Consider the following 20,186-nt stretch of genomic DNA (forward strand, 5'->3'; position numbering starts at 1 on the left):
TATATCCTAACCCCCAATACCACTTTTCTGCTTACATGCTCCGCAGTAACCATTTATCTGAAAGTAATGGCTTTTTATCATAAAATCATATTGTAATGCCACATCATTTATCTCTTCTTTTAGGGGACAAAAAGTCAGATTTATGACCTTGCCGCAAATAAGACAAATCATATAATGCTCATGTTCCCAGGAAAGCTGGTATAAAGCAGCTTCCCCTCCGCCATGAAATTTGTTAACCAGATCCATCTCTACCAGCAAATTAAGATTGCGATAAACGGTAGCCAGAGAAATCTCCGGCCTTTCTTTTTTTATTTCCCTGGCTATATCTTCTGCCGTTAAAGGCACTTTTTTTTCTTCCATAACTTTTAAAATAAGCCTGCGCGGAGGAGTAATCTTATAGCCTCTGCTTGCTATTTTTTCCAAAAAAACAGACAAAATACATCACCTCTAAATGATAATAATTCCTATTTAGATTATATTATCCCCGCTTAGAAAATAGAGCAACCCTAAAAATTAAGGGAGCACCCAGCCCCCTAATTTTTCCCTGTTATTAACATGAGTGATGAATGGGTAAGGAATATTATTATAAAACTAGCTAAAATATTTCCTAATAAAACCGCCAAAAAAGTAGACTTAAAACGCACATCGAGCAATATGGCCAGCAAAGTACCGCTCCAGGCCCCCATTCCCGGTAGAGGAATACCTACAAATAAAATAAGCCCCCAAAAACCGTATTTTTGAACTTTAGCGCTTTTGCGCAAGGTTCGCTCAATCAGGTTGTTTATGCGGTGAGTCAATAAATCCCGCTGCAACAAAAAATTAAATACCGGCCTTATGGTAAAAAAAATCAGAGGGCAGATCAAGGTACTGCCTGCAATACTTAAAAGAGCCGCCTCCCCGTAACTTAACCCTAAAGCTACTCCTAAAGGAATAGCCCCTCTAAGTTCGATTACCGGCAGCATAGAAGAAAAAAATACACTCATCATTATTTTAGTATTCATATAAATTCCCCCATCATAACATCGCCGTAAATTCGGAAAAATTTATTTTTTTGTTTACAAACAAATCAAGCAAAATTTTTACTGTAATATATTAAACCACATTATAAAGGCAAAAAAAGATAAAACCGTGCTTATTATTATAGCTCCGCTGGCTAAATCTTCATCTCCCTCCATGCCTGCTGCCACTATATAAGTAACTACCGCCGTGGGACAGGCTAAAAATATCACTAAAACCTTGTCAGCTAAAACTAAACCTCCCCGGCTTAGCATAAAATAGCCAAAAACCAGAAAAGGCATGACTAAAAGCTTTATCATGCTGCTTAAGAACAGCACCGCCCGGTTTCCCAAAAGACGCCGAAAATCCATAGTAGCACCTATGGCAATAAGCGAAAGAGGCATAGTTACCCCGCTCATTATATCCAAACTGTTCTTAATAAAAAGGGGAAGCTTTATATTTAAAAAAGAAAACATTATTCCTAAAACAGCACTCAGGATAAGAGGATTCAGAAAAACCTCGCGCACAAAAAGGGCAGAATCAGCCTTTTGCCCCTTCATCACCAGAACACTTAAAATATTTACCAGAGGGGTATAAAAAGCCATATAAATACTGGCCAGAGCCAAAGCCGTATCTCCCCAGGCATAATAACAGACCGGAAGCCCTATATAGGCCACATTACCGCGAAAACTTGTCATCACAAAAGTTGATTTTTCCCCCGGTTTTAACGATTGCCACCGGGCAACAGAGTAGCTTAATAAAATAACTATTATAACTGCTATGTACATAAGAATAATATTGGGTAGATAGAAAACATCAGCCCAATGGGAAGATGAAATTTTGTAAAAAAGCAAGACCGGCAGAAAAAAATAAAATATAACCTTGTTAGAAGTATTTATAAAATCTTCATCTATCAGCCTTATGCCCTTTAAAATCCAACCTGCCAGCAAAACAACAAATACCGGCAAAACCGTAGACAAAATGTTCAACATAGTGCTTGCCCCTTTCCTCTACCGGCTTATCCCTTGCATAATAAAAATTATATTTATTTTTAAATTTTTTGACCAGGGAATGAATTTAACAAGCACCAAAAATGTCAAATAAGCATAAAAGATTATAAAAAAGCAAAGGGTGAGGGCTATTGCTTAGAATCTATTCTACCGGCCCGGTAGAAAATGCATTTGCCCATGCGGCTACCAATGTATGGATTAAGGTACTAAATATAAGCTCTAAATATAAAGTAGAAGTAGAAGTAAAAATATTCAGGCTCAATGGGAAAAAATCCGAGATAGACAGCGCTTCTTTTTCGGTTCCCCCCAACGCTTCTGACTTTGCCGTTTTTGATATAACCAACCTGGTAGAATATGAGGTGCAGATAAGGGTAAAAAAACCCAAATATGCCCTAGTAAGCGTATGGAGCAAAAATGCTGATGCCGAACTGGTAAACGGCCAGCGTTTGGTGCAGAAAGAACTTAATATTATATATGAAGGGAACAAGAAAAATGCCAGAAGAATAAGCCGAAAAAAATATCGTTGATTAAAGTATGCATGGATAAAAATTACAAGTATATTCACATATAAATTCCTGCATCATATTAATACAATTATAAACAACAATAAAAAGGAGGTAAAAAATGAAACTCAACCAGCAAGAACTGCAAAATTTGCGACATCTTATCGGCATCCACAGTATAGCGGAAAAAAAACTGAATGAATATGCTTCCCAGTGTTCTGATTCTCAGGTTAAACAGATGTTTCAGGAATCAGCCCGCTCAGCTGCCCAAACCCGGCAAAAACTTATGTCATTCTTAAGTTGAAGGAGGAAAATGAATGCAGTACATGAAAGACAAAGAAATGGTAAATGACATTCTTGCCATGTATAACAGCAGCCTTACCTGTTATGCTAACTATATCGCTCAAACTTCCAATCAACAATTAAGGCAAACCCTTCAGCAAATAAGGAATGCGGACGAGCAATTCCAGTATCAACTGTATCAACTGGCAGAAAAGAAAGGTTTTTATAAACCAGCCGGAGAAGCAAGTCCCCAGGAAATACAACAAGTTAAAAATCAGTTTAACTTCATGAATGCATAATTTTTTAAACAATCTGAAGCAGGATTAAATATCCTGCTTTTTGTTTCTTTAATAAATTTTGTGAAATGAAAATTAAAACAAGTAAAATAAGCAGTTATTGTTTTCCTCTTTTTTTATTTTTAATATTTAATAATTATTACTTATACCTGCCCCTAAATTTGTGCTATTATTATTAATATACTGACATAATAATTCATCTCAAATTAGGAGGCTTTGGCTATGGATAACCAGCTTTTAAAACAGAATATGATCGCCAATCATTACCGGGTACTACAAGTTATCATCATGACTGGTATCCTGATTTCAGCAGGAACTATAGCTGTTTTTTTAGCGGGCAAAGCCAGCTCTACGATAACTCCAAAGGTAATCTATTTTTACCTGGCCAACTATATCTTTTTTACCCTGCTTGTCTGGGCATTGATTAAAAAATACCCGGAAAAAAACTGGCTTAAATGGATAGCAATAATTATTCAATTTTATCTGCTCATGACCTGCCGGGTACTATCTCCGGTTACGGAAACGGTTAATCTTATGTATTTAGTCCTTATGCTGGCTCTACTTTATTTCGATGTCAGGTTGGTTATTTTTGCCGGATTACTTGTAATAGCAGGAGATATGTTTCTCATGAAAGCTATGCCCGATATTGCACCACCTGCCAACCAGCTGGCCATAAGATATGTAGCTTTTATTCTGGGAACTGCAGCCGCATTTATCGGGGCTAGAGCCGCGCAAAACCTCCTCTTGCTGGCCTGTGACCGGGAAGAAAAAGCATGTAGTTATAATAATCTTTTAAAACAGGAAGCAGAAAATATAAATACCAGCTCCCAGGAACTGGCCGAAAGTTCCCACACCTTATTCCAGGCAGCCGAATTCAGTAAAGAATCTTTTACCCAGATCAGCCAGGGCATCGAAGATATTGCTGCTACTAGTTCGGCTCAAGCTATGCAGATGGAAAAAACTTCGCAGACTATAAACCAGATGGTAAAAGCCCTGCAGGATATAGGAAGGGAAATCGAACGTATAAGCGAGCTTTCGCACAACTTCGTGGAAATAGTAAGCGCTGGACGGGCAACTATTGAAAATCAATCCCAAACCTTATCTAGAACAGCCGAAATAAGCAAAGAAGCCACCCTGGCCGTACAGGCTCTAAACAAACAGTCGGAAGAAATAGGTAAAATTGTGCTTACTATATCTAATATTGCTGACCAAACCAGCCTTTTAGCCCTTAATGCCGCCATCGAAGCTGCCCGCGCCGGAGAGGCAGGGCGCGGCTTTGCGGTGGTGGCGGAAGAAGTGCGCAAACTGGCTGATGAATCAGCTGCCGCTGCCGGCAATATCCAGGAAATAATCCGGGAAGTACAGGTCAACACTGCCCATACGGCAGCTAAAATCGAGGAATCCAACCGGGCTCTATCTGAACAGATAGCAGCCGTAAATGAAGGACACCATCTCTTTAACCAGATAGATAAGCATTCTTCGATAATCGACAGCTCAGTACATAATATTTCTGCTACCGTGGAAGAACTCATTGCTTCCAGTGACGAAATAGACCAGAATATACAAAACATAGCTACCGGAGCCCAGCAGCTGGCAGCAGCAGTAGAAGAAGTTACTGCTATAACCAGTGAACAGCTTAAAGTAGTAGAAGAAATATTTAATGCCGTCCAAAATATAAACCAGATGGCAGAAAAGCTTAAAAAAGACGCGGACAAGCTACAAAACCTTTAAAATGGAAAGGAGGCTTCTCGCCTCCTTAGTTGTTTCTATACAACTTCTCATTTAAAGCCATATCCTCATTGAACATACTCCGATAGGAAAGACCCACAATTATAAGACAGCCCATAGCTACGGCAGCAGCTATCATCACCATGACTACAAACTGATAGCGCACCGCTACCGCCGGGTCCATCCCAGCCAGTATCTGCCCGGTCATCATACCCGGCAAACTTACCAGCCCTACGACCATAAGCGAATTTATAGTCGGGGTCATCCCTGCCCGCAAGGCTTCTTTGACATAATCGCGTACAGCTTCAAAAGGGGTAGCCCCCAGAGCCAGAAGCTGCTCTACCTCATCCAGATGGCCGTAAATTTCTCCATACATGCGGTCAAGAGCTAAAGCAATCCCATTCATAGAATTGCCCAGGATCATGCCAAATATAGGTATCATAACCTGAGGAGTATACCAGGGATCAGGTGCTACTATAAACACTACTACGATCATGCCTACGAGAAAAGTGCTGGCTGTTAAGGCCAGAAAAGATACGGCATCAGGTTTAACCATCGGTTTTTTTATCCTCCTGCTGGCTTCCCGGCTGGCTATATAGCACATTAAAAGTATAATAAGCAAAATAACCGCCCAGTTGTCGAGTTTAAAAATAAAGCTTAAAACATACCCAATCAGGGTAAGCTGCACAAAAGCCCTCACGGTTCCCCAGAGCAGTGATTTGATAAGTCCTAGCTGCAATAGAGCAGATATTATGCCGGTTATAAGCACCAGAATTATGCTTAATAAAAGCTGAGCATAGGAGATTTCAATATAGCTGTAACCCCCGCTTCCCATCTTTTACCCCCCAAGGCTTATAAAACTCGTGTCCGAAAATTCTTCTATATCATTTTCCTGGTGGGATATTAAAACTATACCCCTCCCGGGCTCTTCTTTAACCCAGCGGCTAAAAAAGCGCAAAACCTTGATCCGGTTCTCCTGATCCAGATAAGCCGTAGGCTCATCCAGTAAAATTATCGAAGGCTCTATAAGCAGAGCCCTTATAAAAGAAAGGCGGGCTGCTTCCCCTCCCGACAGGGTTATTGCTTCCTGCTCTAGTATTTGGGGAGGAAGAGAGAAAATATCCAGGTATTCTCTAACCTTTTCTTCATTGAATATCCGATCTTCCCTTATTCCTTTGAGCAAAAAAGGCTTATATAAATTTTCCCTGCCGTTTCCCCTGAACATAACCGGTTTTTGGGGCACATACTGAATGCAGGTTCTCCAGGCATAAGGACTGTATGCATACCAGTTTTTATCCCGGTATATGATCTCTCCTCCCTGAGCTTTAACCAGCCGGGCCATAACTTTAAGCAGGGTGGACTTGCCGCTTCCCGAAGGGCCTTTGACTACCAGAACATACCCGGGTTTTAGTTCTCCGCTTATCCTGATTTCTCTTTCTCTGCTGCCTAAATAGTAAGTAAGCTCGGTAAAACGGAAAAAATCCTGCATCTTTATCCCCCTTTCCCCATTGCCCCTTATCATCTCCATTTTATTCAGTTTTAGCCGTTCTTTTCCCCGTTCTTCTCCCAACCGGGAAGCTATCTATAGCCTTATACACTATATCCACATAGTCAAGCGGTATCTCTACATAGGTTTCTTCTTTGCCTATTTCTATTTCACCTATGGAGGAGGAAGACAAACCTGTATAATCCATTATGAATTCATGTATAAGCTTTACATTTATGCCATGTTTCCTGCCCCAGGGGAGGGCAATATTAACCATTTCGGCAAAATCCTCTCTCCCTTCCTCGGTTTCCCCATAATAATCTTTCCACAACATACTGAGCACAGTCTTTAGCAAATCTTCAGGTTGATTATTTTTCATAAGCCTCAAGGCCAGTTCCTCAACTAGCGGAGAGATTTTTTCCTTTACTTTATTTTGTACCAGAGCTTCCAGCTGTAGAAGCTGTTTTTCCCTCACCTTCTCATCCAGCGGTAAATGTTCTTTTTCTATCTTTCTTCCAATATAGCGTTCAATAGCTTTTAACCATTTCATCTGCTCCGGTTCTACCAAAGTTATAGCCGTTCCCCTTCTTCCGGCTCTGCCTGTCCTTCCTATGCGGTGCACATAGTTTTCAGGGTCTTCCGGTATGTCATAATTAATTACATGGGATACATGTTTTATATCCAGACCGCGGGCTGCCAGGTCAGTTGCCGTAAGTATCCGGATGCGGCGCCTGCGGAAAGCATTCATTACATGATCCCTTTCGCGCTGCGACATATCACCATGCAAACAATCTGCTGTATAACCTCTGCTTTGCAAAACAGCCGCCAGTTCAGCTGCTCCTCTCTTCGTGCGACAAAAAATAAGGCTAGATGAAATATCCAAACTTTCTAAAAGCCAGCATAAAAACTCATTTTTCCATCCTGGTTTAACCACATAATATTTTTGTTCAATTACCGGTACCGTACGTTCCGGAGAAGGAATAACTATAAGCCTTGGCTTATGCATATATTTAGCTGCCAGCCTTCTTACCTTTTCATCAAGGGTAGCGGAAAAAAGAAAAGTTTGTCTTCGAAGCGGACAAAAACCTATAATCTTTTCAATATCAGGCAAAAATCCCATATCCAGCATCTCATCAGCTTCATCCAGCACCAAAAACTTAATCTCTTTTAAAGAAATAGTCCTCCTCTGCAGGTGGTCAAGAAGCCTTCCCGGGGTTCCCACCACTATTTCCGGATTCTGTTTTAAAGCATAAATCTGTTTTTCTATGGACTGCCCTCCATATACAGGCAAAACATTAATAGAGAGCTGGCTTCCTAAAAAAGATATTTCCTTTGTAATCTGAACAGCCAGCTCGCGCGTCGGGCATAAAATAAGGGCCTGCAACCCCTGTCCCTTCTCAACTTTATTAAGTATAGGAAGGCCAAAAGCAGCTGTTTTACCCGTTCCCGTCTGCGCCTGCCCCATTATGTCTTCCCCGGCTAAAGCCCAGGGTATAGCCTCGGTCTGAATAGGAGTAGGATATTTAAAACCTTTCGCTTCTATCATAGCCAGAAGTTCATGCTTTAAACCCATATTGCTAAAACCGTTGTTTTCCAAAAATATTTCCTCCTTTTAGGATCTATAACGCTTTACATCCCTATAACTATACCACACTTATCTTTCTTCAGCCAGCAATTAGGACATTTCCCATGTATAAAATCCATCTTATCGGACCATAATTTATTAAGCATACAATATCTGGGAATATTTGCCCCTAAACATCATACCTATTTTAAAAAAACATCGGGAGGGATTTGATGCATAAGCAAAAAAGCACATCTATTTTATCTATCAGCCTTATAACCTGGCTGGCATTAGCCTTTATCCTTTTTATGCCGGTTTATGTTCAGCCCGCTCTTAGTGAGCAGTCGCCATCTGACAATTACTTAACCGAAAATTATCTGCCGGCAGAAAATGAAGATGTTGACCAGAACGAAATTACTGATAATACAGATGATAATACAGATATACCTGTTGCCGATCCCATGCCGAACACCATAGCTCTGGTTTTAGATGGTAAACCTGTAACTACTCAGCACCCTCTGTTTATCAACTCCGATAACCGGGCCATGATAGCAGCCGAAGATGCGGCTACTATTTTTAACTTTGTACTGGATAGGGCAGATAATAATCAAATATGGCTAACCAGTAACCAAATCAATATTTCTCTGCGCGCCCATGATATATCGGCATTAAAAAATGATGAAATAATTAAACTTCCTAATGTACCCATCATAATCAACCATACTTTATTTATTCCCCTGCGATTTATAGGCGAAATAGCAGGCTATACTTTAAATTATAATACGGAAGAAAAAACCGTCTACCTTACCAGTTCAAGTTTTAGCAGCAGCCAGGAATTCGCTATTCCCGAAAATATTCCTCTCTGGGGAACATTTAAAGAAGTCCCTGGCTGGCATCTCCTGTATCCTGGATACAAAATCATAGGCGGATACTATACTACTCTGCTTAATAGTTCACCTAACCGTACCCATAATATAAAATTAGCCTGTTCCAAAATAAACGGTTACACTCTGTATCCGGGACAAATTTTTTCATTTAATCAAACGGTAGGAGAACGAACAGCAAAGAAAGGCTTCAAAGAAGCACCAGTATTTGCCGGCAAAAAAGTAGTGCCGGGAATAGGAGGAGGAATATGTCAGGTAGCAAGCACCCTTTATAATACTGTCCTTGCCTGCAACCTTAAAGTGGTAGAAAGGCATCCCCACAGCATGAAAGTAGCCTATGTTCCGGAAAGAAGAGATGCCACGGTTTCTTTTGGCATCCAGGATTTCAAGTTTCGCAATACCTTAAACCGTCCCCTGAAAATCTGGGCCCAGGTAGTAGATAAATATGTGATAACGGTTATAACCGAATCTGAATAAAAAGGAGTATAAAATAATGAAAATAGCGCTTTTATCACCAATTGCCTGGCGTACTCCCCCCAGTCATTATGGCCCCTGGGAAAGAGTAGTATCACTCCTGGCCGAAGGGCTGGTCAAAAAAAATGTGGATGTAACCCTTTTTGCTACCGGAAACTCGGTTACTTCCGGTAAGCTTTCTTTCATATGTCCTTATCCTTATGAAGAAAATAAAGATATAGATCCCAAAGTCTGGGAAGCGCTACATATATCGCATTTATTCGAGCAGGCAGAAAATTTTGATCTCATTCATAATCACTATGATTTTCTGCCTCTAACTTACAGCCGTCTCGTTAAAACCCCGGTTTTAACAACCATACACGGCTTTTCATCAGAAAAAATACTTCCCGTATACCAGAAATACAATCAAAATACCTATTATGTGTCTATAAGCAATGCCGACCGCAGACCGGAACTAGACTATATAGCTACCGTCTATCACGGCATCGACCTAAATGAATTCACTTTTCGCGAAAAAAGCCTTAACTATCTGGTATATTTAGGCCGTATTCATGAAGATAAAGGCACCTTTGAGGCTATTCAGATTGCCAAACAGGCAGGAAGAAAACTTTATATAGCCGGCATAATTCAGGATCTCCATTATTTTCGCACCCGGGTAGAGCCTTATATTGACAACCAGAATATAATTTATATCGGCTCTGTTGAACCTTATGCCCGCAATCTCCTTCTCAGCAGAGCCTATGCCCTGTTACACCCCATAAAATTCAACGAGCCTTTCGGCTTAAGCGTAGTAGAAGCCATGGCTTGCGGTACACCGGTTATAGCATTTAGGCGCGGTTCTATGCCTGAAGTTATAAAAGACAGCATAACCGGATTTCTGGTCGATAATGTGAAAGAAGCTGCCGTTAGAGTTAAAGACATCTCAGACTTGAATCGTGCCCACTGCCGCCGCTGGGTAGAAGAACGATTCAGCCAGGAAAGAATGGTAGAAGACTATATAGACATATACCAAAAAATATTATCCCAGGATACAGGCAAAACCTTTTAGCCCTGCCTGTATCTTAAACCATCTTAGCCCTTGTTGAGGAAAAATACCGAATAAGTACCTGCTCCTACATGAGATCCGATAGCTGCTCCGATTTCGGAAATAATAAAATCCTTACAGCCAAATCTCTGCTCAATCATCTCTTTTAATTCTAGGGCCCCTTCATAGTCAGCTGAATGATTAATCCCAATAAGCTGGGAAGGTAAATCCTCGGCTGCCCTTTCCTCCATAATTTCCAGCATCCTTTTTTTCGCTTTCTTAAGCCCTTTCACCTTCTCCAGAGGAACTATTTTGCCATCTACAAAATGCAGTATAAGCTTTATATTAAGGAGATTGCCAAAAACAGCTGAAGTTGCGCTTACCCGCCCTCCTCTTTTAAGCATTTCAAAATTACCTACCACAAATATATGTTCAATCCTCCTTACATTGTCTTCAATTTCTGCTATAACTTCCTCTTTGCTCTTACCAGCCTGTACGGCTTTAGCAGCTCTTATAACCGTAAGAGCATAGCCTACGGAAGCACTTTTCGAATCAATTACCGTTATCCTGTCCTGGCTAACCATTTCCCGGGCCAAGCAGGCTGATTGATAAGTAGCACTAAGCCCAGAAGAAAAAGCAATATAGATTATGTCATCATCTGTTTCATTAATAACCTTCTCAAACTCCTGCTGAAATTCAGCTGGAGTTATCTGCGCTGTAGTAGGCAACACCCCCGGTTTGGCAATTAGCTTATAAAACTCCGCCGGGGTTATATCCAGACGATCACGGTAAGTCCTGCCTTCTATAGTTACCGGCATGTGAAACATCCTTACTCCCAGGCTTTCAGCTACTTCTCGGTCCAGATCACAGCCGTTGTCTGCATATATCCTTATATTTCCCATCTATTTTCCTCCTCATCTAAATCTTCCATTTTTCGGTTTATTCTATACTAACTAACATTCTATTACTTTGGCCTAGCTTATACAAGCTATAATTTCTTCATTTTTTTAACTCCAAAATAATAAGGGAGCAGTACTCCCCTATTAATTAATATTATTTATATCTATTATTATCCTAAATTCTTTTATTATTCCTCAAGGCAAAAACGACAAGTTTTCTGAGTATCCTCTCTTTTACCCCTTTAGGACGAGCCAGGTCTACCAGCTCCAGATAGCGTTCAGCCGCTTTCGGCACTGGCCGGAACAATTCCAGGAAAAGGCCGCTTGCCATCTTAAGCGGATAACCGGTAGAGAGTGCTTTTAATGCTTTAAGCGACCCTCCCAGTATTATTTCATCCTGAGTAAGATCCGTACCGTAAGGATGAGGCTTGAAATACCCCTGCTTCTGATAAGGAGCTAAAACAGAAGCTATCCTCTCCGGCGTATTCTGGCGATATTCAGCAGGTATATCCCAGTTTTTAGGTATAAGTTTGGCCTTCTTGGCTTCTTCTAAAAGCTGATCCTGGAAACGGGAGTCCGCCACCTTTAGCATTTCCATGACTACTTCCTTGTGAGGTTTACCTCTGACATCAGCAATTCCATATTCTGTAACAATAATATCCCTTAAATGTTTGGGAACCGAACAATGCCCATAGCTGAATCTTATATTGGATTTCAAGGTTCTTCCAGTCCCCTTGGTGCTCTTTATAAGAAGTATGGCTCGGGCATCAGGCAGGGCATGAGCCATCGCCACAAAGTTATACTGTCCGCCTATACCGCTTACCACTCTGCCGTCTTCCAGCTGGTCAGAAGCCACAGCTCCTAAAAGGGTAGCTATCATCCCGGTATTGATAAAGCGGGCATCTTTGCGCTGCAGCTTTCTAAGCTCTTCATCGCCATAAAGCTGATTAACCCTCCTTACCCCCGACATCTGGAAGAGCTTTCTTTCTTCTTCACTCATATTATTAAGGGCATCATAAAAAGATTTAGGTCCTATAAAGAAAGCCCCCAGCATAACATATCCATTGAGAAGTCTTTTTCCTAAAATTTTCCTTATTTCCCGGCGGGCTTTCTCATCCGTAAGATCGGCAGAATACTGCACATCTCCATCCAGTATAATCCCCTCGGAAGAAAACTGTAATCCCGGTTTTAAAATGCCAAAATAAGTCAGGAAGCGAAAATCTTCATCGGTAAGCCTGGGATTTATGGCCTTCATCTCCAAAAGTTTATCTATTATATCTTCCCGGATATTATTTTCATCAAGTTCACCAGCGTTTATAAGCTTCATAAGGGGTATGCTGTCATAAACCTTGCGCTTAAGTATCCCATTTTTATACATCTGCATAAAAGCATCGATAAACATCTCAGAAGATCCATAAAGACCTTTTTCCAGCGTTCCTAAGCCTCCGACCTTTTCAATAAGCTTTCCATATTTCTGGTCAATGCCCATTTTGCTGATAATTTCCCGGTAAACATCGTTATGGTCATTACGCATGATAAGTCCATAAACAATAGCATCCCCCAGAGCACCTATACCTACCTGGATAGTTCCTCCATCTTTCACCAGGGTGCTGGCATGAAGCCCGATAGAGTAATCTGAGAAGGCTACCGCATCTTTAGGAGGAGCAAAAAGGGCATAATTATAGTAAGGCCCTTCTAATATATAGTCAAAATTATCTCCTGTTACCACCGCATCTCCGTACATAAAGGGCATATTGGCATTTACTTCGCCGATAATAGCTACTTTTTCTCCATTTTTTCTTTTTTCCATAAGCAATTCTATGGCTTCCAGGGTAACGTCAGGATTGCAGGCCGTAGAGTAAACCTTTTGCCCGTCAATTTCCCCCGGGGCCAAAAGCACTCCCAAAACATTAGTTCCGAAATCTACGGCATCACGGGGAACATGGGTATAGTTAGAGGCGAGATGATTCTGCTGCAGTTCAGGCGAGTGAAGATTGGCACCAGCTTTACAGAAGAATTCGTAGATTTCCACATTGGGAGGAAGTCTTCCTTCGCGATAATCAATAATATATTCAAAATCTGGAACCCCGTCAAATATTCTATCTGCGATTGGTTTTAAGAATCTGCGTTCAATCTCAGAATGTCCACGCGGCTTTTCCAGGGAAAGAGCAGTAACTATCCTTAATTTTAGTTCGGGATCTTCCTTAGCCCGCCGGTAAAGCTCGTTAACCAGCCGGGCCGGCTTGCCTAAAGCCAGTGTCATGGCAAAAGTTATATCTTTACCAATATAATTGATGATCTCATCGACACACTTTTTAACATCGTCAGTAATAACCCCCGCATTTAACTGCATTAACATCACCTACCCCTTTCCCATAATTTGTCATAGCAAAGCATATAAAGCTCTTTTAATAAATATTTCAATAAAGGCTAAAAAATTCCTCTATTTTTCTGAATTTTATCTTTATTTTAAATTATTAATATTTTTTATTTTTACATATAAATAATATTTATAAGCATTTAATACTATTAACATAAAGCAAATTTAGAGCAGGAAATCATAGTGCTTATATAGTAATACTCATTAGCAAATATATTAAATAAAATATCGGGAGTGAAAATAATGGCTTATCCTGATTATGAAACCCTGAAAATCGAAATGATGGAAAACAATATCATGCTCCTTTCTCTTAACCGGCCGCAAAAACTCAATGCTGTTAACCGCCAGATGGCCGATGAGCTTACCGACATCTGGCAAAGACTTAAAGATGACCTTGTAACCAGAGTAGTTATCTTAAGGGGCGAAGGAGAAAAAGGCTTTTGCGGGGGAGTTGATGTCAAAGAAGAGGTAGCATCTGATCTTTTAACTACCCCCGGATTTTATCAATATCAAACCAAGCTCGGTTATCTGCAATTGGCCATGCGCCAAATCCCCCAGCCCATAATTGCTCTCATTCACGGCGCAGCAGCCGGAGCTGGATTCAGCTTTGCCATGGCTTCTGATATCCGCATAATATCGCCTGATGCCCGCTTTTCCGCTTTCTACATAAATGTAGGACTGGGCGGAGCCGATATGGGATCTAGCTATTTTCTTCCCCGTCTCATCGGAGCAGGTAGAGCCTATGAATTTCTCCTTACCGGACGTTTCATGAACGCCGAAGAAGCTGTCCAGCTAGGCTTTGTTTCCCGCTGTGTCCCCCGGGAAAAGCTTTTAGAAACTGCTCTGGAACTGGCCCGGGAAATAGTAGCCAAAGATCCCCTGGCCATAAGACTTACTAAAGAAGCCATCAATCAAAACCTGGACTGCGCAGGCCTAGAAGCCGCTCTTAAAATGGAAGATCGCAATCAGACCTTGATGATTATGCACAACTTAAGTAAAGGCCGGGAAAGACCTTTTGCTTAAATTTAATTAAGAGAATTTTCTGAATGTGAAATTTTTCTCCACTAATTTAATTTTTTATGCTATTATTAATTTAACTATGACGGGAATAAAAAGTTCCCTGTTCATAGCCCAGGGGTGGTGAAGATAAAATTCTCCACCTTTATTAAAAAACAAAAAGGAGTGGGGATGTAATGAAAATCGCTGGCAAAACTGCTATCGTTACAGGTGGCGCCTCCGGATTAGGAGAAGCTGCTGTTATCCGTCTGCACAATGCAGGGGCTAATGTGGTAATCGCTGACCTCAATGAAGAAAACGGAAAAGCTTTAGCTGAAAAATTAGGGGAAAGGGCTGTCTTCGTAAAAGCTAATATGACCTCCACTGATGATATTAAAAATGTATGCGCTGTGGCCAAGGAAAAATTCGGAGCTATCCACATTCTGGTCAATAATGCCGGAGTTGGCGCAGCCGGCCGCACCATCGGCAAAGATGGCCCCTACAACATTGACTGGTTCAGAATGGTTATTGAAATCAACCTGATCGGTGCCTTCAATATGCTCGCTCATGCCGCATTTGAAATGGACAAAAATGAACCTGATGAAAGCGGCGAAAAAGGTGTTATTATAAATGTTTCCTCCGTTGCTGCTTTCGATGGCCAGATTGGACAGGCTGCCTATTCTGCTTCCAAAGCTGGCGTAGTTGGCATGACTCTGCCTATCGCTCGTGACCTGGCCAGACATTGTATCCGTGTTTGCACTATAGCTCCTGGTATATTTGATACCCCGATGATGAAAGCTCTGCCTGAACCTGCTCGTCAGTCCCTAGCTCAGCAAGTTCCCTTCCCGCAGAGACTTGGTAATCCCGATGAATTCGCAATGCTTGTTGAACAGATCGTAGTAAACGGCTACATGAACGGCGAAACTATCCGCTTAGACGGCGCCATCCGCATGCAGCCCAAATAAATCAGAATATACTTATAAAAGGGTGGCTAAATGCCACCTTTTTTGATTTCCCGGAATAATCTTCTATCGCCTTAATCTCTAACCTGATGTAAAATAAAAACTAGTCAAAAAGCAGAATAAGGTGAAAAATATGCAGCACATTAAAACCGGCACCTTAAAGTGGAGAAATAATCAGTTTTTAAAAATGACTGCCCTGTTAATAACCGCCTTCTTTTTTGCCTGTATGGCCGTTTATCTTTTAGGCCCTACTACTTACAATATAGAAGGATTGCGGCTAAATTTTTCCTTAAGTCCAGCCAGCCAGGGACAGACCGTAATCCATCTGCCTCCTTTTGGCAGTATATCGGCTTTTACCCATAATTCACCATTAAAATTAAGTATTGAATTAAGCTATATTGGAACCGATCTGGCCCGGGATCTTTTGCATTCTTATTCATCTTCCAGCTTTATCGAACGCCTGCGTTCACATATACCCGGAATTATGCCGTTTTTTATCTTCAAGCAGGTAATTTTGGCATTTGCCGGGGCTTTGCTCATGACTTATCTTATATGGCGTTCTTCCCTTAAACAAACTTTACTGGCAGCAGCTTTGGCCGTTTCATTGCTGCTCCTTATATTCTGGCAAACTTTTGCCACCTATGATATAAGGGCATTTAAAGAACCTGAATACAGCGGGGTAATTACCCTGGCTCCCAATCTGATTCCTGAACCGGAAAAACTTCTTTCCCAGCTGGATGAAGTACAAAAGCAAACCCGTAAAGTGGTGGATAATATAAAAGTCCTTTTTGCTCATGCCGAAAATTTTTCCCTGGTCGGCAATCCAGCTGAAAGTTCGGAAATAAAAAAAGTTCTGGTCATAAGCGATCTGCACTCTAACCCGGTAGGAATAGAATTTATAACTTCCCTGGCACAAAGCTTCAAAGTTGACCTCGTCATTGATGCCGGCGATCTTACTGATTTCGGTTCGGAAGCGGAAATACAGGCAGTCGAAAAACTTAAAAACCTTAATATACCTTATGTTTTCGCATCCGGCAACCATGACACCCCGGAAACCGTTGCCTTTATAAAGAGCTTAAAGAAAGGCATAGTTCTGGAAGGACTAACCGAAGTTGCCGGCCTTAAAATCCTGGGCACCGGGGATCCGCTGGCAGCAAGCCTGGATGTTGCCATAACCGATGAGAATGAGTGGGAAGAAACTGTACTGGCCAAAGTTCCTGAACTTGCGAGCCAGGCCGAAGCAAAACCCGATCTGGTAGTAATTCACAACCATAAAGCAGCTCAGAAGCTTGCCCAAACATTTCCCCTGGTAATACACGGGCATAACCACCGCCTGGAGATAGCAGAAGGAAACGGCAATATAAAAATAAATCCGGGTACAGCAGGAGCTGCCGGGCTTAGAGGCTTATATGCCGAAAAAGGAGTGCCTTATTCCGCCGTTATTCTTTATATAAAGCCGGGAGAAAAACCTCTAGCCTGTGATATAGTAAAATACGACCCTTTAGCCGACCGTTTCTTCATTGAACGCAAGCTTTTCAAAAATGGATTAAAAGCCCAGTTGGAGAGGTATCCTTCTGCTTCGTCCTCCACTCTCCCTTAGCCTTCTATCATAAAACGAGCCAATCCTTCCAGCCCTCTTTCTCTAGCTATCATGGCCCGGGTTCTCTTCTTCGGCCGGAAAGGCCGGTAGATGTCTTCCAGCACTCAATTTAATTCTGGACAAGGTTTTTATTTGCAAAATAAGTATTAAATTCAAATAAGCTGCTATTTTTGTAAGAAAAAAGAAAAAATCAACAAATCATACCCCAAAAGCTACCAAAAATGCTGAAGTAGTTTTTTTTTTTTTTTAGAGTAAATTAAAATATTTTTATACAAAATATTAAAAAAGGAGATGGGAAGTAAATGGAAAACCAGGAAAATTTATTGTTGGATGTAGATGAATTTGAAATTCCTTCAAAAGATGTTGAAGAAATCCTAAATTCCAAAAGAAACCATGTCCTGTATTTATTTTTATTGGAAGGTATAGCTAATATTGCACCTATGCTTATGATTTCGCGTATCTCTGATGAAAACGTAGTAAAAAATTTATCATTAAAGACCCAGATCGATGATATAAAGTCATATGTTAAAGAAAATATCAGTGTATTTGGCCTAAAAGGCAGAAGCCATTACTTTAGAAATGAGGTTTGCTTGGGTGAAATTATCCACTATTTATATATCATTCGTGGTATAACTGGTGATCCTTTTGAGCCTTTTATCTGTGTTTCTCTTAAAGATAATGTGTATACTTGTATAGCATACGCTAATACCAAAGAATTTATAGTTATTTCCTCTAATGGTACAGATTTAATTTCTTCAGTTTTACAAAAAGCTTCGCAAAAAGGGATGTACTCATTGTATAGATATGTTGATTTAATTAACTCCTGCATTGAGTGTAAATTTCCCTAGGAGGTGATAAGGAATGAGAGGTTTTGAGATTGACGAATCAGTAGATGCAATATCAATTATAAGCAACGATAATATAAAATCTGGTGATAATGAACCCAATGCTATCGCTGTACCAGTAGCTTCACTTCCGGTATATGTAGTAGCCTGGAATGCAGTAGGGATTGCCAGTTTAGCCGCAATAGCTGCCGCTACATATTTAGCAGTAGGAAAAGACGTAAGAATAATATAGCCTTTATTTTAATGAGTACATCCCTGTTCTTATTTTAGTAAGTTTGATCCCAATACATTAGGAGGTATTATATGGTTTTTCGGTTAGCAAAATGGGATAGCATGGTTAAGTTTGGCACATGGTTTACTATTATAGTAATGCTGGGTACAGGAGTATTTGTATTACTTCCACTTCTTCCTGATTTACATGAGTATTTTTGGGCAGTAGTTATCTGGTTTGTTTTACTTTTGTTTATAATTATAACTTATTTGTTAGCCCCTCGTTATTATTTGTTAACCGGAGATAAATTAATAATCCGCCGTATAATTGGAAATATTGTGATAGATTTGGATGAAATTATATCTGTGGATAAAGTAAAGAAGCCGCGTTTATGGAGGGTAGTTGGTAATGGAGGTTTATTTTCTTATTATGGACTATTTAATGATGAGCAAGGAAATAAAGTTAAAGTTTACTCTACTAGATTAACCGATATGGTTAAAATACAAACGAAGACTGGTACCTTTTATCTTAGCCCCCAAAAAAATGCGGAGTTTATTGATTTACTTAAGGGGAGGGCTTATGTATGATTCCTTCGTCACTGGTATTTGTTTATACATACAAATGTAATTTTAATTGTATTCACTGTTCTTTATCTTGCAAACCTGCTAATAATGATGTGATATGGGAAGAAATAGTTTACAAGGTGATTGATCAAGCTTATTATATTCCTTTAGGTAGAGCACGTAAAAAATGTTCAATCGATATGTTTATTCCTGGAAACAATAACGAAGTATTTCAACCATGCAGGGAAGCAGGTAAGGCTTTAACTGTTTTGCCCGATGGCAATATCACTTTTTGCTGCGGTCATATTTTAAATACCAAAGCTCAGGATTTTATAACTATAGCTAACATAATTCGTGATAATATAACTTTATCTCAAATAATAAATAGGATGCAAAGAAATGTTCTATTTTGGCTTTTATATCTAGAAGGACCGCTGAGTATATTTAATAGATTAAATATCTCGTATCCTGTATACAGAAAATGTGAAGCATGTTACTTATTAGCAACTAAATATCTAAGACAACTCCATAAATTAGCAGATCACAAAGAAGCAATATGGCAAGAGGTTAAGGAGGAAAAAATCAATGTCATATCAGCTTAATCAGTTTGATTTGTTAAAGGGCTGGCTTTCTTTAGATGTTGTTTCTTATATATTGATTTATTTAGCGATCAATTTGCCTTTTATTTGGATATTTTATAAAAATCATTTAAATAAAAAGAAACTATACATGCATATTTTTACAGTATTTATTTTATTTCCAATTTTTATAATATCGTTTTTTTCTTTTTCTTTAGCAGGTACTGGCTGGCAATTAGAAGGAAATACGTTATATCTAAAACTACCAAAAAGTAGCTTCACCATTGATGATATACATCAAAGCAATTTTTATCTGGTTGATATGACAGGAGAGTGGAAGGCTGTATATAGAATTAATGGTTCTGGAATACCAGGTTTAAAAACAGGTATTTATAAAATGAAAAATGGAGAAAAGACTATTCTTTTCCAGTACAGAAATTATCCCACCGGTTTGTTGATAGAGCAATCTGATAATTTGTTTGTTATTTCTCATCCTTCAGTAGAAAATTTGCATAAATGTTTACAAAATAAGGTAAAGAATAAAAATGTTTAACAATAAAAACCAGTTATTTATATTTAACTCAAATTTCGCAGTTTAAAACAGGCATCAAAGCCCTAATGTATGCTGGTTGACCAGCAATCCAATATCGAACTTGACACAAATTGTTAAGCACATACCTTTTAAAGTCTTTGATTTTTTTCTTTTCAACTTCACTAGCAGCTTCGGCAAGTATTTTGCTGGTAATTTTTTTGAAATGATTTTGATCGCTATTCTTTAGGGCTGAATATATTTCCCGCCTTTCCTCAGGTTTATTCCCTACGGCTTGAGTTATCGCCTTGTTTAGATGATATTTATCTAATGTAAACGCTAACATAAAAGTGAGCCAGAAAAAGTAGAAACGCTA

At 39.9% G+C, this 20,186-nt stretch carries 24 protein-coding genes; 14 read left to right on the forward strand and 10 right to left on the reverse strand.

What is annotated here, in order from left to right; genetic code table 11:
- Positions 1-6: 6 nt before the first annotated feature.
- From BUB92_RS00580 to BUB92_RS00590, 3 genes are all read right to left on the reverse strand, one after another.
- Positions 7-435: a Fur family transcriptional regulator gene (locus BUB92_RS00580; RefSeq protein WP_073088882.1), complete on the reverse strand. Its 429-nt coding sequence runs from the start codon at positions 433-435 to the stop codon at positions 7-9.
- Positions 436-533: 98 nt separating this feature from the next.
- Entirely contained in the window at positions 534-1,001 is a 468-nt protein-coding gene (locus BUB92_RS00585) for a COG2426 family protein (protein WP_073088883.1), read from the reverse strand.
- 78 nt (positions 1,002-1,079) lie between these two features.
- Positions 1,080-1,988, reverse strand: coding sequence for an AEC family transporter (locus BUB92_RS00590; protein WP_073088885.1), 909 nt, complete (start codon positions 1,986-1,988; stop codon positions 1,080-1,082).
- A 149-nt stretch (positions 1,989-2,137) separates the two neighbouring features.
- Between BUB92_RS00590 and BUB92_RS00595 the strand changes: the two genes are divergently transcribed.
- The 4 genes from BUB92_RS00595 to BUB92_RS00610 all read left to right on the forward strand — a co-directional run bounded on the left by BUB92_RS00595 (position 2,138) and on the right by BUB92_RS00610 (position 4,818).
- The gene (locus BUB92_RS00595; RefSeq protein ID WP_073088887.1) at positions 2,138-2,533 is read left to right on the forward strand and encodes a hypothetical protein; all 396 of its coding nucleotides are present in this window, start codon (positions 2,138-2,140) and stop codon (positions 2,531-2,533) included.
- A 97-nt stretch (positions 2,534-2,630) separates the two neighbouring features.
- A complete protein-coding gene (locus tag BUB92_RS00600) occupies positions 2,631-2,813 on the forward strand; it encodes a hypothetical protein (protein WP_073088888.1) in 183 nt (60 codons plus the stop codon).
- 22 nt (positions 2,814-2,835) lie between these two features.
- The gene (locus BUB92_RS00605; RefSeq protein ID WP_073088937.1) at positions 2,836-3,090 is read left to right on the forward strand and encodes a spore coat protein; all 255 of its coding nucleotides are present in this window, start codon (positions 2,836-2,838) and stop codon (positions 3,088-3,090) included.
- Between the two features lie 219 nt (positions 3,091-3,309).
- Positions 3,310-4,818 carry a methyl-accepting chemotaxis protein gene (locus tag BUB92_RS00610; protein ID WP_073088890.1) on the forward strand — a complete coding sequence of 503 codons (1,509 nt, stop codon included), beginning with the start codon at positions 3,310-3,312 and terminating at the stop codon, positions 4,816-4,818.
- A gap of 25 nt (positions 4,819-4,843) precedes the next feature.
- Here BUB92_RS00610 and BUB92_RS00615 read toward each other — a convergent pair whose 3' ends face one another.
- From BUB92_RS00615 to BUB92_RS00625, 3 genes are read right to left on the reverse strand one after another with little or no spacing between them, the layout of a single operon-like run.
- Positions 4,844-5,650 (reverse strand): ABC transporter permease, encoded by an 807-nt coding sequence (locus tag BUB92_RS00615; protein ID WP_073088892.1) that lies wholly within the window; start codon positions 5,648-5,650, stop codon positions 4,844-4,846.
- Positions 5,651-5,653: 3 nt separating this feature from the next.
- On the reverse strand, positions 5,654-6,304 hold the full coding sequence (locus tag BUB92_RS00620; RefSeq protein ID WP_073088939.1) for an ABC transporter ATP-binding protein: 651 nt from the start codon (positions 6,302-6,304) through the stop codon (positions 5,654-5,656).
- A 40-nt stretch (positions 6,305-6,344) separates the two neighbouring features.
- A complete protein-coding gene (locus tag BUB92_RS00625; protein WP_143156820.1) occupies positions 6,345-7,898 on the reverse strand; it encodes a DEAD/DEAH box helicase in 1,554 nt (517 codons plus the stop codon).
- 200 nt (positions 7,899-8,098) lie between these two features.
- Between BUB92_RS00625 and BUB92_RS00630 the strand changes: the two genes are divergently transcribed.
- Together BUB92_RS00630 and BUB92_RS00635 are read left to right on the forward strand one after the other, a co-directional pair.
- Complete coding sequence (locus BUB92_RS00630) at positions 8,099-9,226, forward strand: VanW family protein (RefSeq protein WP_073088894.1); 1,128 nt, start codon at positions 8,099-8,101, stop codon at positions 9,224-9,226.
- A gap of 16 nt (positions 9,227-9,242) precedes the next feature.
- Positions 9,243-10,271 carry a glycosyltransferase family 4 protein gene (locus BUB92_RS00635; protein WP_073088896.1) on the forward strand — a complete coding sequence of 343 codons (1,029 nt, stop codon included), beginning with the start codon at positions 9,243-9,245 and terminating at the stop codon, positions 10,269-10,271.
- A gap of 23 nt (positions 10,272-10,294) precedes the next feature.
- On the opposite strand, the gene BUB92_RS00640 is transcribed toward BUB92_RS00635, so the two are convergent.
- Entirely contained in the window at positions 10,295-11,149 is an 855-nt protein-coding gene (locus BUB92_RS00640; RefSeq protein WP_073088898.1) for a DegV family protein, read from the reverse strand.
- 172 nt (positions 11,150-11,321) lie between these two features.
- The gene (locus tag BUB92_RS00645; protein ID WP_341372060.1) at positions 11,322-13,505 is read right to left on the reverse strand and encodes an acetyl-CoA hydrolase/transferase C-terminal domain-containing protein; all 2,184 of its coding nucleotides are present in this window, start codon (positions 13,503-13,505) and stop codon (positions 11,322-11,324) included.
- A gap of 264 nt (positions 13,506-13,769) precedes the next feature.
- Here BUB92_RS00645 and BUB92_RS00650 point away from each other — a divergent pair, with 264 nt between their 5' ends.
- The 3 genes from BUB92_RS00650 to BUB92_RS00660 all read left to right on the forward strand — a co-directional run bounded on the left by BUB92_RS00650 (position 13,770) and on the right by BUB92_RS00660 (position 17,084).
- Complete coding sequence (locus tag BUB92_RS00650) at positions 13,770-14,549, forward strand: enoyl-CoA hydratase/isomerase family protein (protein ID WP_073088900.1); 780 nt, start codon at positions 13,770-13,772, stop codon at positions 14,547-14,549.
- A 170-nt stretch (positions 14,550-14,719) separates the two neighbouring features.
- Positions 14,720-15,487 carry a 3-hydroxyacyl-CoA dehydrogenase gene (locus tag BUB92_RS00655; protein ID WP_073088902.1) on the forward strand — a complete coding sequence of 256 codons (768 nt, stop codon included), beginning with the start codon at positions 14,720-14,722 and terminating at the stop codon, positions 15,485-15,487.
- A gap of 130 nt (positions 15,488-15,617) precedes the next feature.
- Positions 15,618-17,084, forward strand: coding sequence for a metallophosphoesterase family protein (locus BUB92_RS00660; RefSeq protein WP_073088904.1), 1,467 nt, complete (start codon positions 15,618-15,620; stop codon positions 17,082-17,084).
- On the opposite strand, the gene BUB92_RS11910 is transcribed toward BUB92_RS00660, so the two are convergent.
- A complete protein-coding gene (locus BUB92_RS11910; protein WP_073088906.1) occupies positions 17,081-17,188 on the reverse strand; it encodes a Tex-like N-terminal domain-containing protein in 108 nt (35 codons plus the stop codon). The genes BUB92_RS00660 and BUB92_RS11910 overlap by 4 nt on opposite strands.
- Before the next feature lie 198 nt (positions 17,189-17,386).
- Between BUB92_RS11910 and BUB92_RS00670 the strand changes: the two genes are divergently transcribed.
- The 5 genes from BUB92_RS00670 (at position 17,387) to BUB92_RS00690 (ending at position 19,834) form a co-directional block, all read left to right on the forward strand.
- The gene (locus tag BUB92_RS00670; protein ID WP_073088908.1) at positions 17,387-17,932 is read left to right on the forward strand and encodes a hypothetical protein; all 546 of its coding nucleotides are present in this window, start codon (positions 17,387-17,389) and stop codon (positions 17,930-17,932) included.
- 13 nt (positions 17,933-17,945) lie between these two features.
- Complete coding sequence (locus tag BUB92_RS00675) at positions 17,946-18,161, forward strand: hypothetical protein (RefSeq protein WP_073088910.1); 216 nt, start codon at positions 17,946-17,948, stop codon at positions 18,159-18,161.
- A gap of 71 nt (positions 18,162-18,232) precedes the next feature.
- On the forward strand, positions 18,233-18,727 hold the full coding sequence (locus BUB92_RS00680) for a PH domain-containing protein (protein WP_073088911.1): 495 nt from the start codon (positions 18,233-18,235) through the stop codon (positions 18,725-18,727).
- Positions 18,724-19,305 (forward strand): hypothetical protein, encoded by a 582-nt coding sequence (locus BUB92_RS00685; RefSeq protein WP_073088913.1) that lies wholly within the window; start codon positions 18,724-18,726, stop codon positions 19,303-19,305. The genes BUB92_RS00680 and BUB92_RS00685 overlap by 4 nt, the downstream gene beginning before the upstream one ends.
- A complete protein-coding gene (locus BUB92_RS00690; protein WP_073088915.1) occupies positions 19,289-19,834 on the forward strand; it encodes a hypothetical protein in 546 nt (181 codons plus the stop codon). The genes BUB92_RS00685 and BUB92_RS00690 overlap by 17 nt, the downstream gene beginning before the upstream one ends.
- Positions 19,835-19,862: 28 nt before the next feature.
- On the opposite strand, the gene BUB92_RS11995 is transcribed toward BUB92_RS00690, so the two are convergent.
- Complete coding sequence (locus BUB92_RS11995; protein WP_073088917.1) at positions 19,863-20,156, reverse strand: UPF0236 family transposase-like protein; 294 nt, start codon at positions 20,154-20,156, stop codon at positions 19,863-19,865.
- Positions 20,157-20,186: the final 30 nt, after the last annotated feature.

It is taken from the genome of Thermosyntropha lipolytica DSM 11003 (assembly GCF_900129805.1).
Taxonomy (GTDB): Bacteria; Bacillota; Syntrophomonadia; order Syntrophomonadales; family Syntrophomonadaceae; genus Thermosyntropha; species Thermosyntropha lipolytica.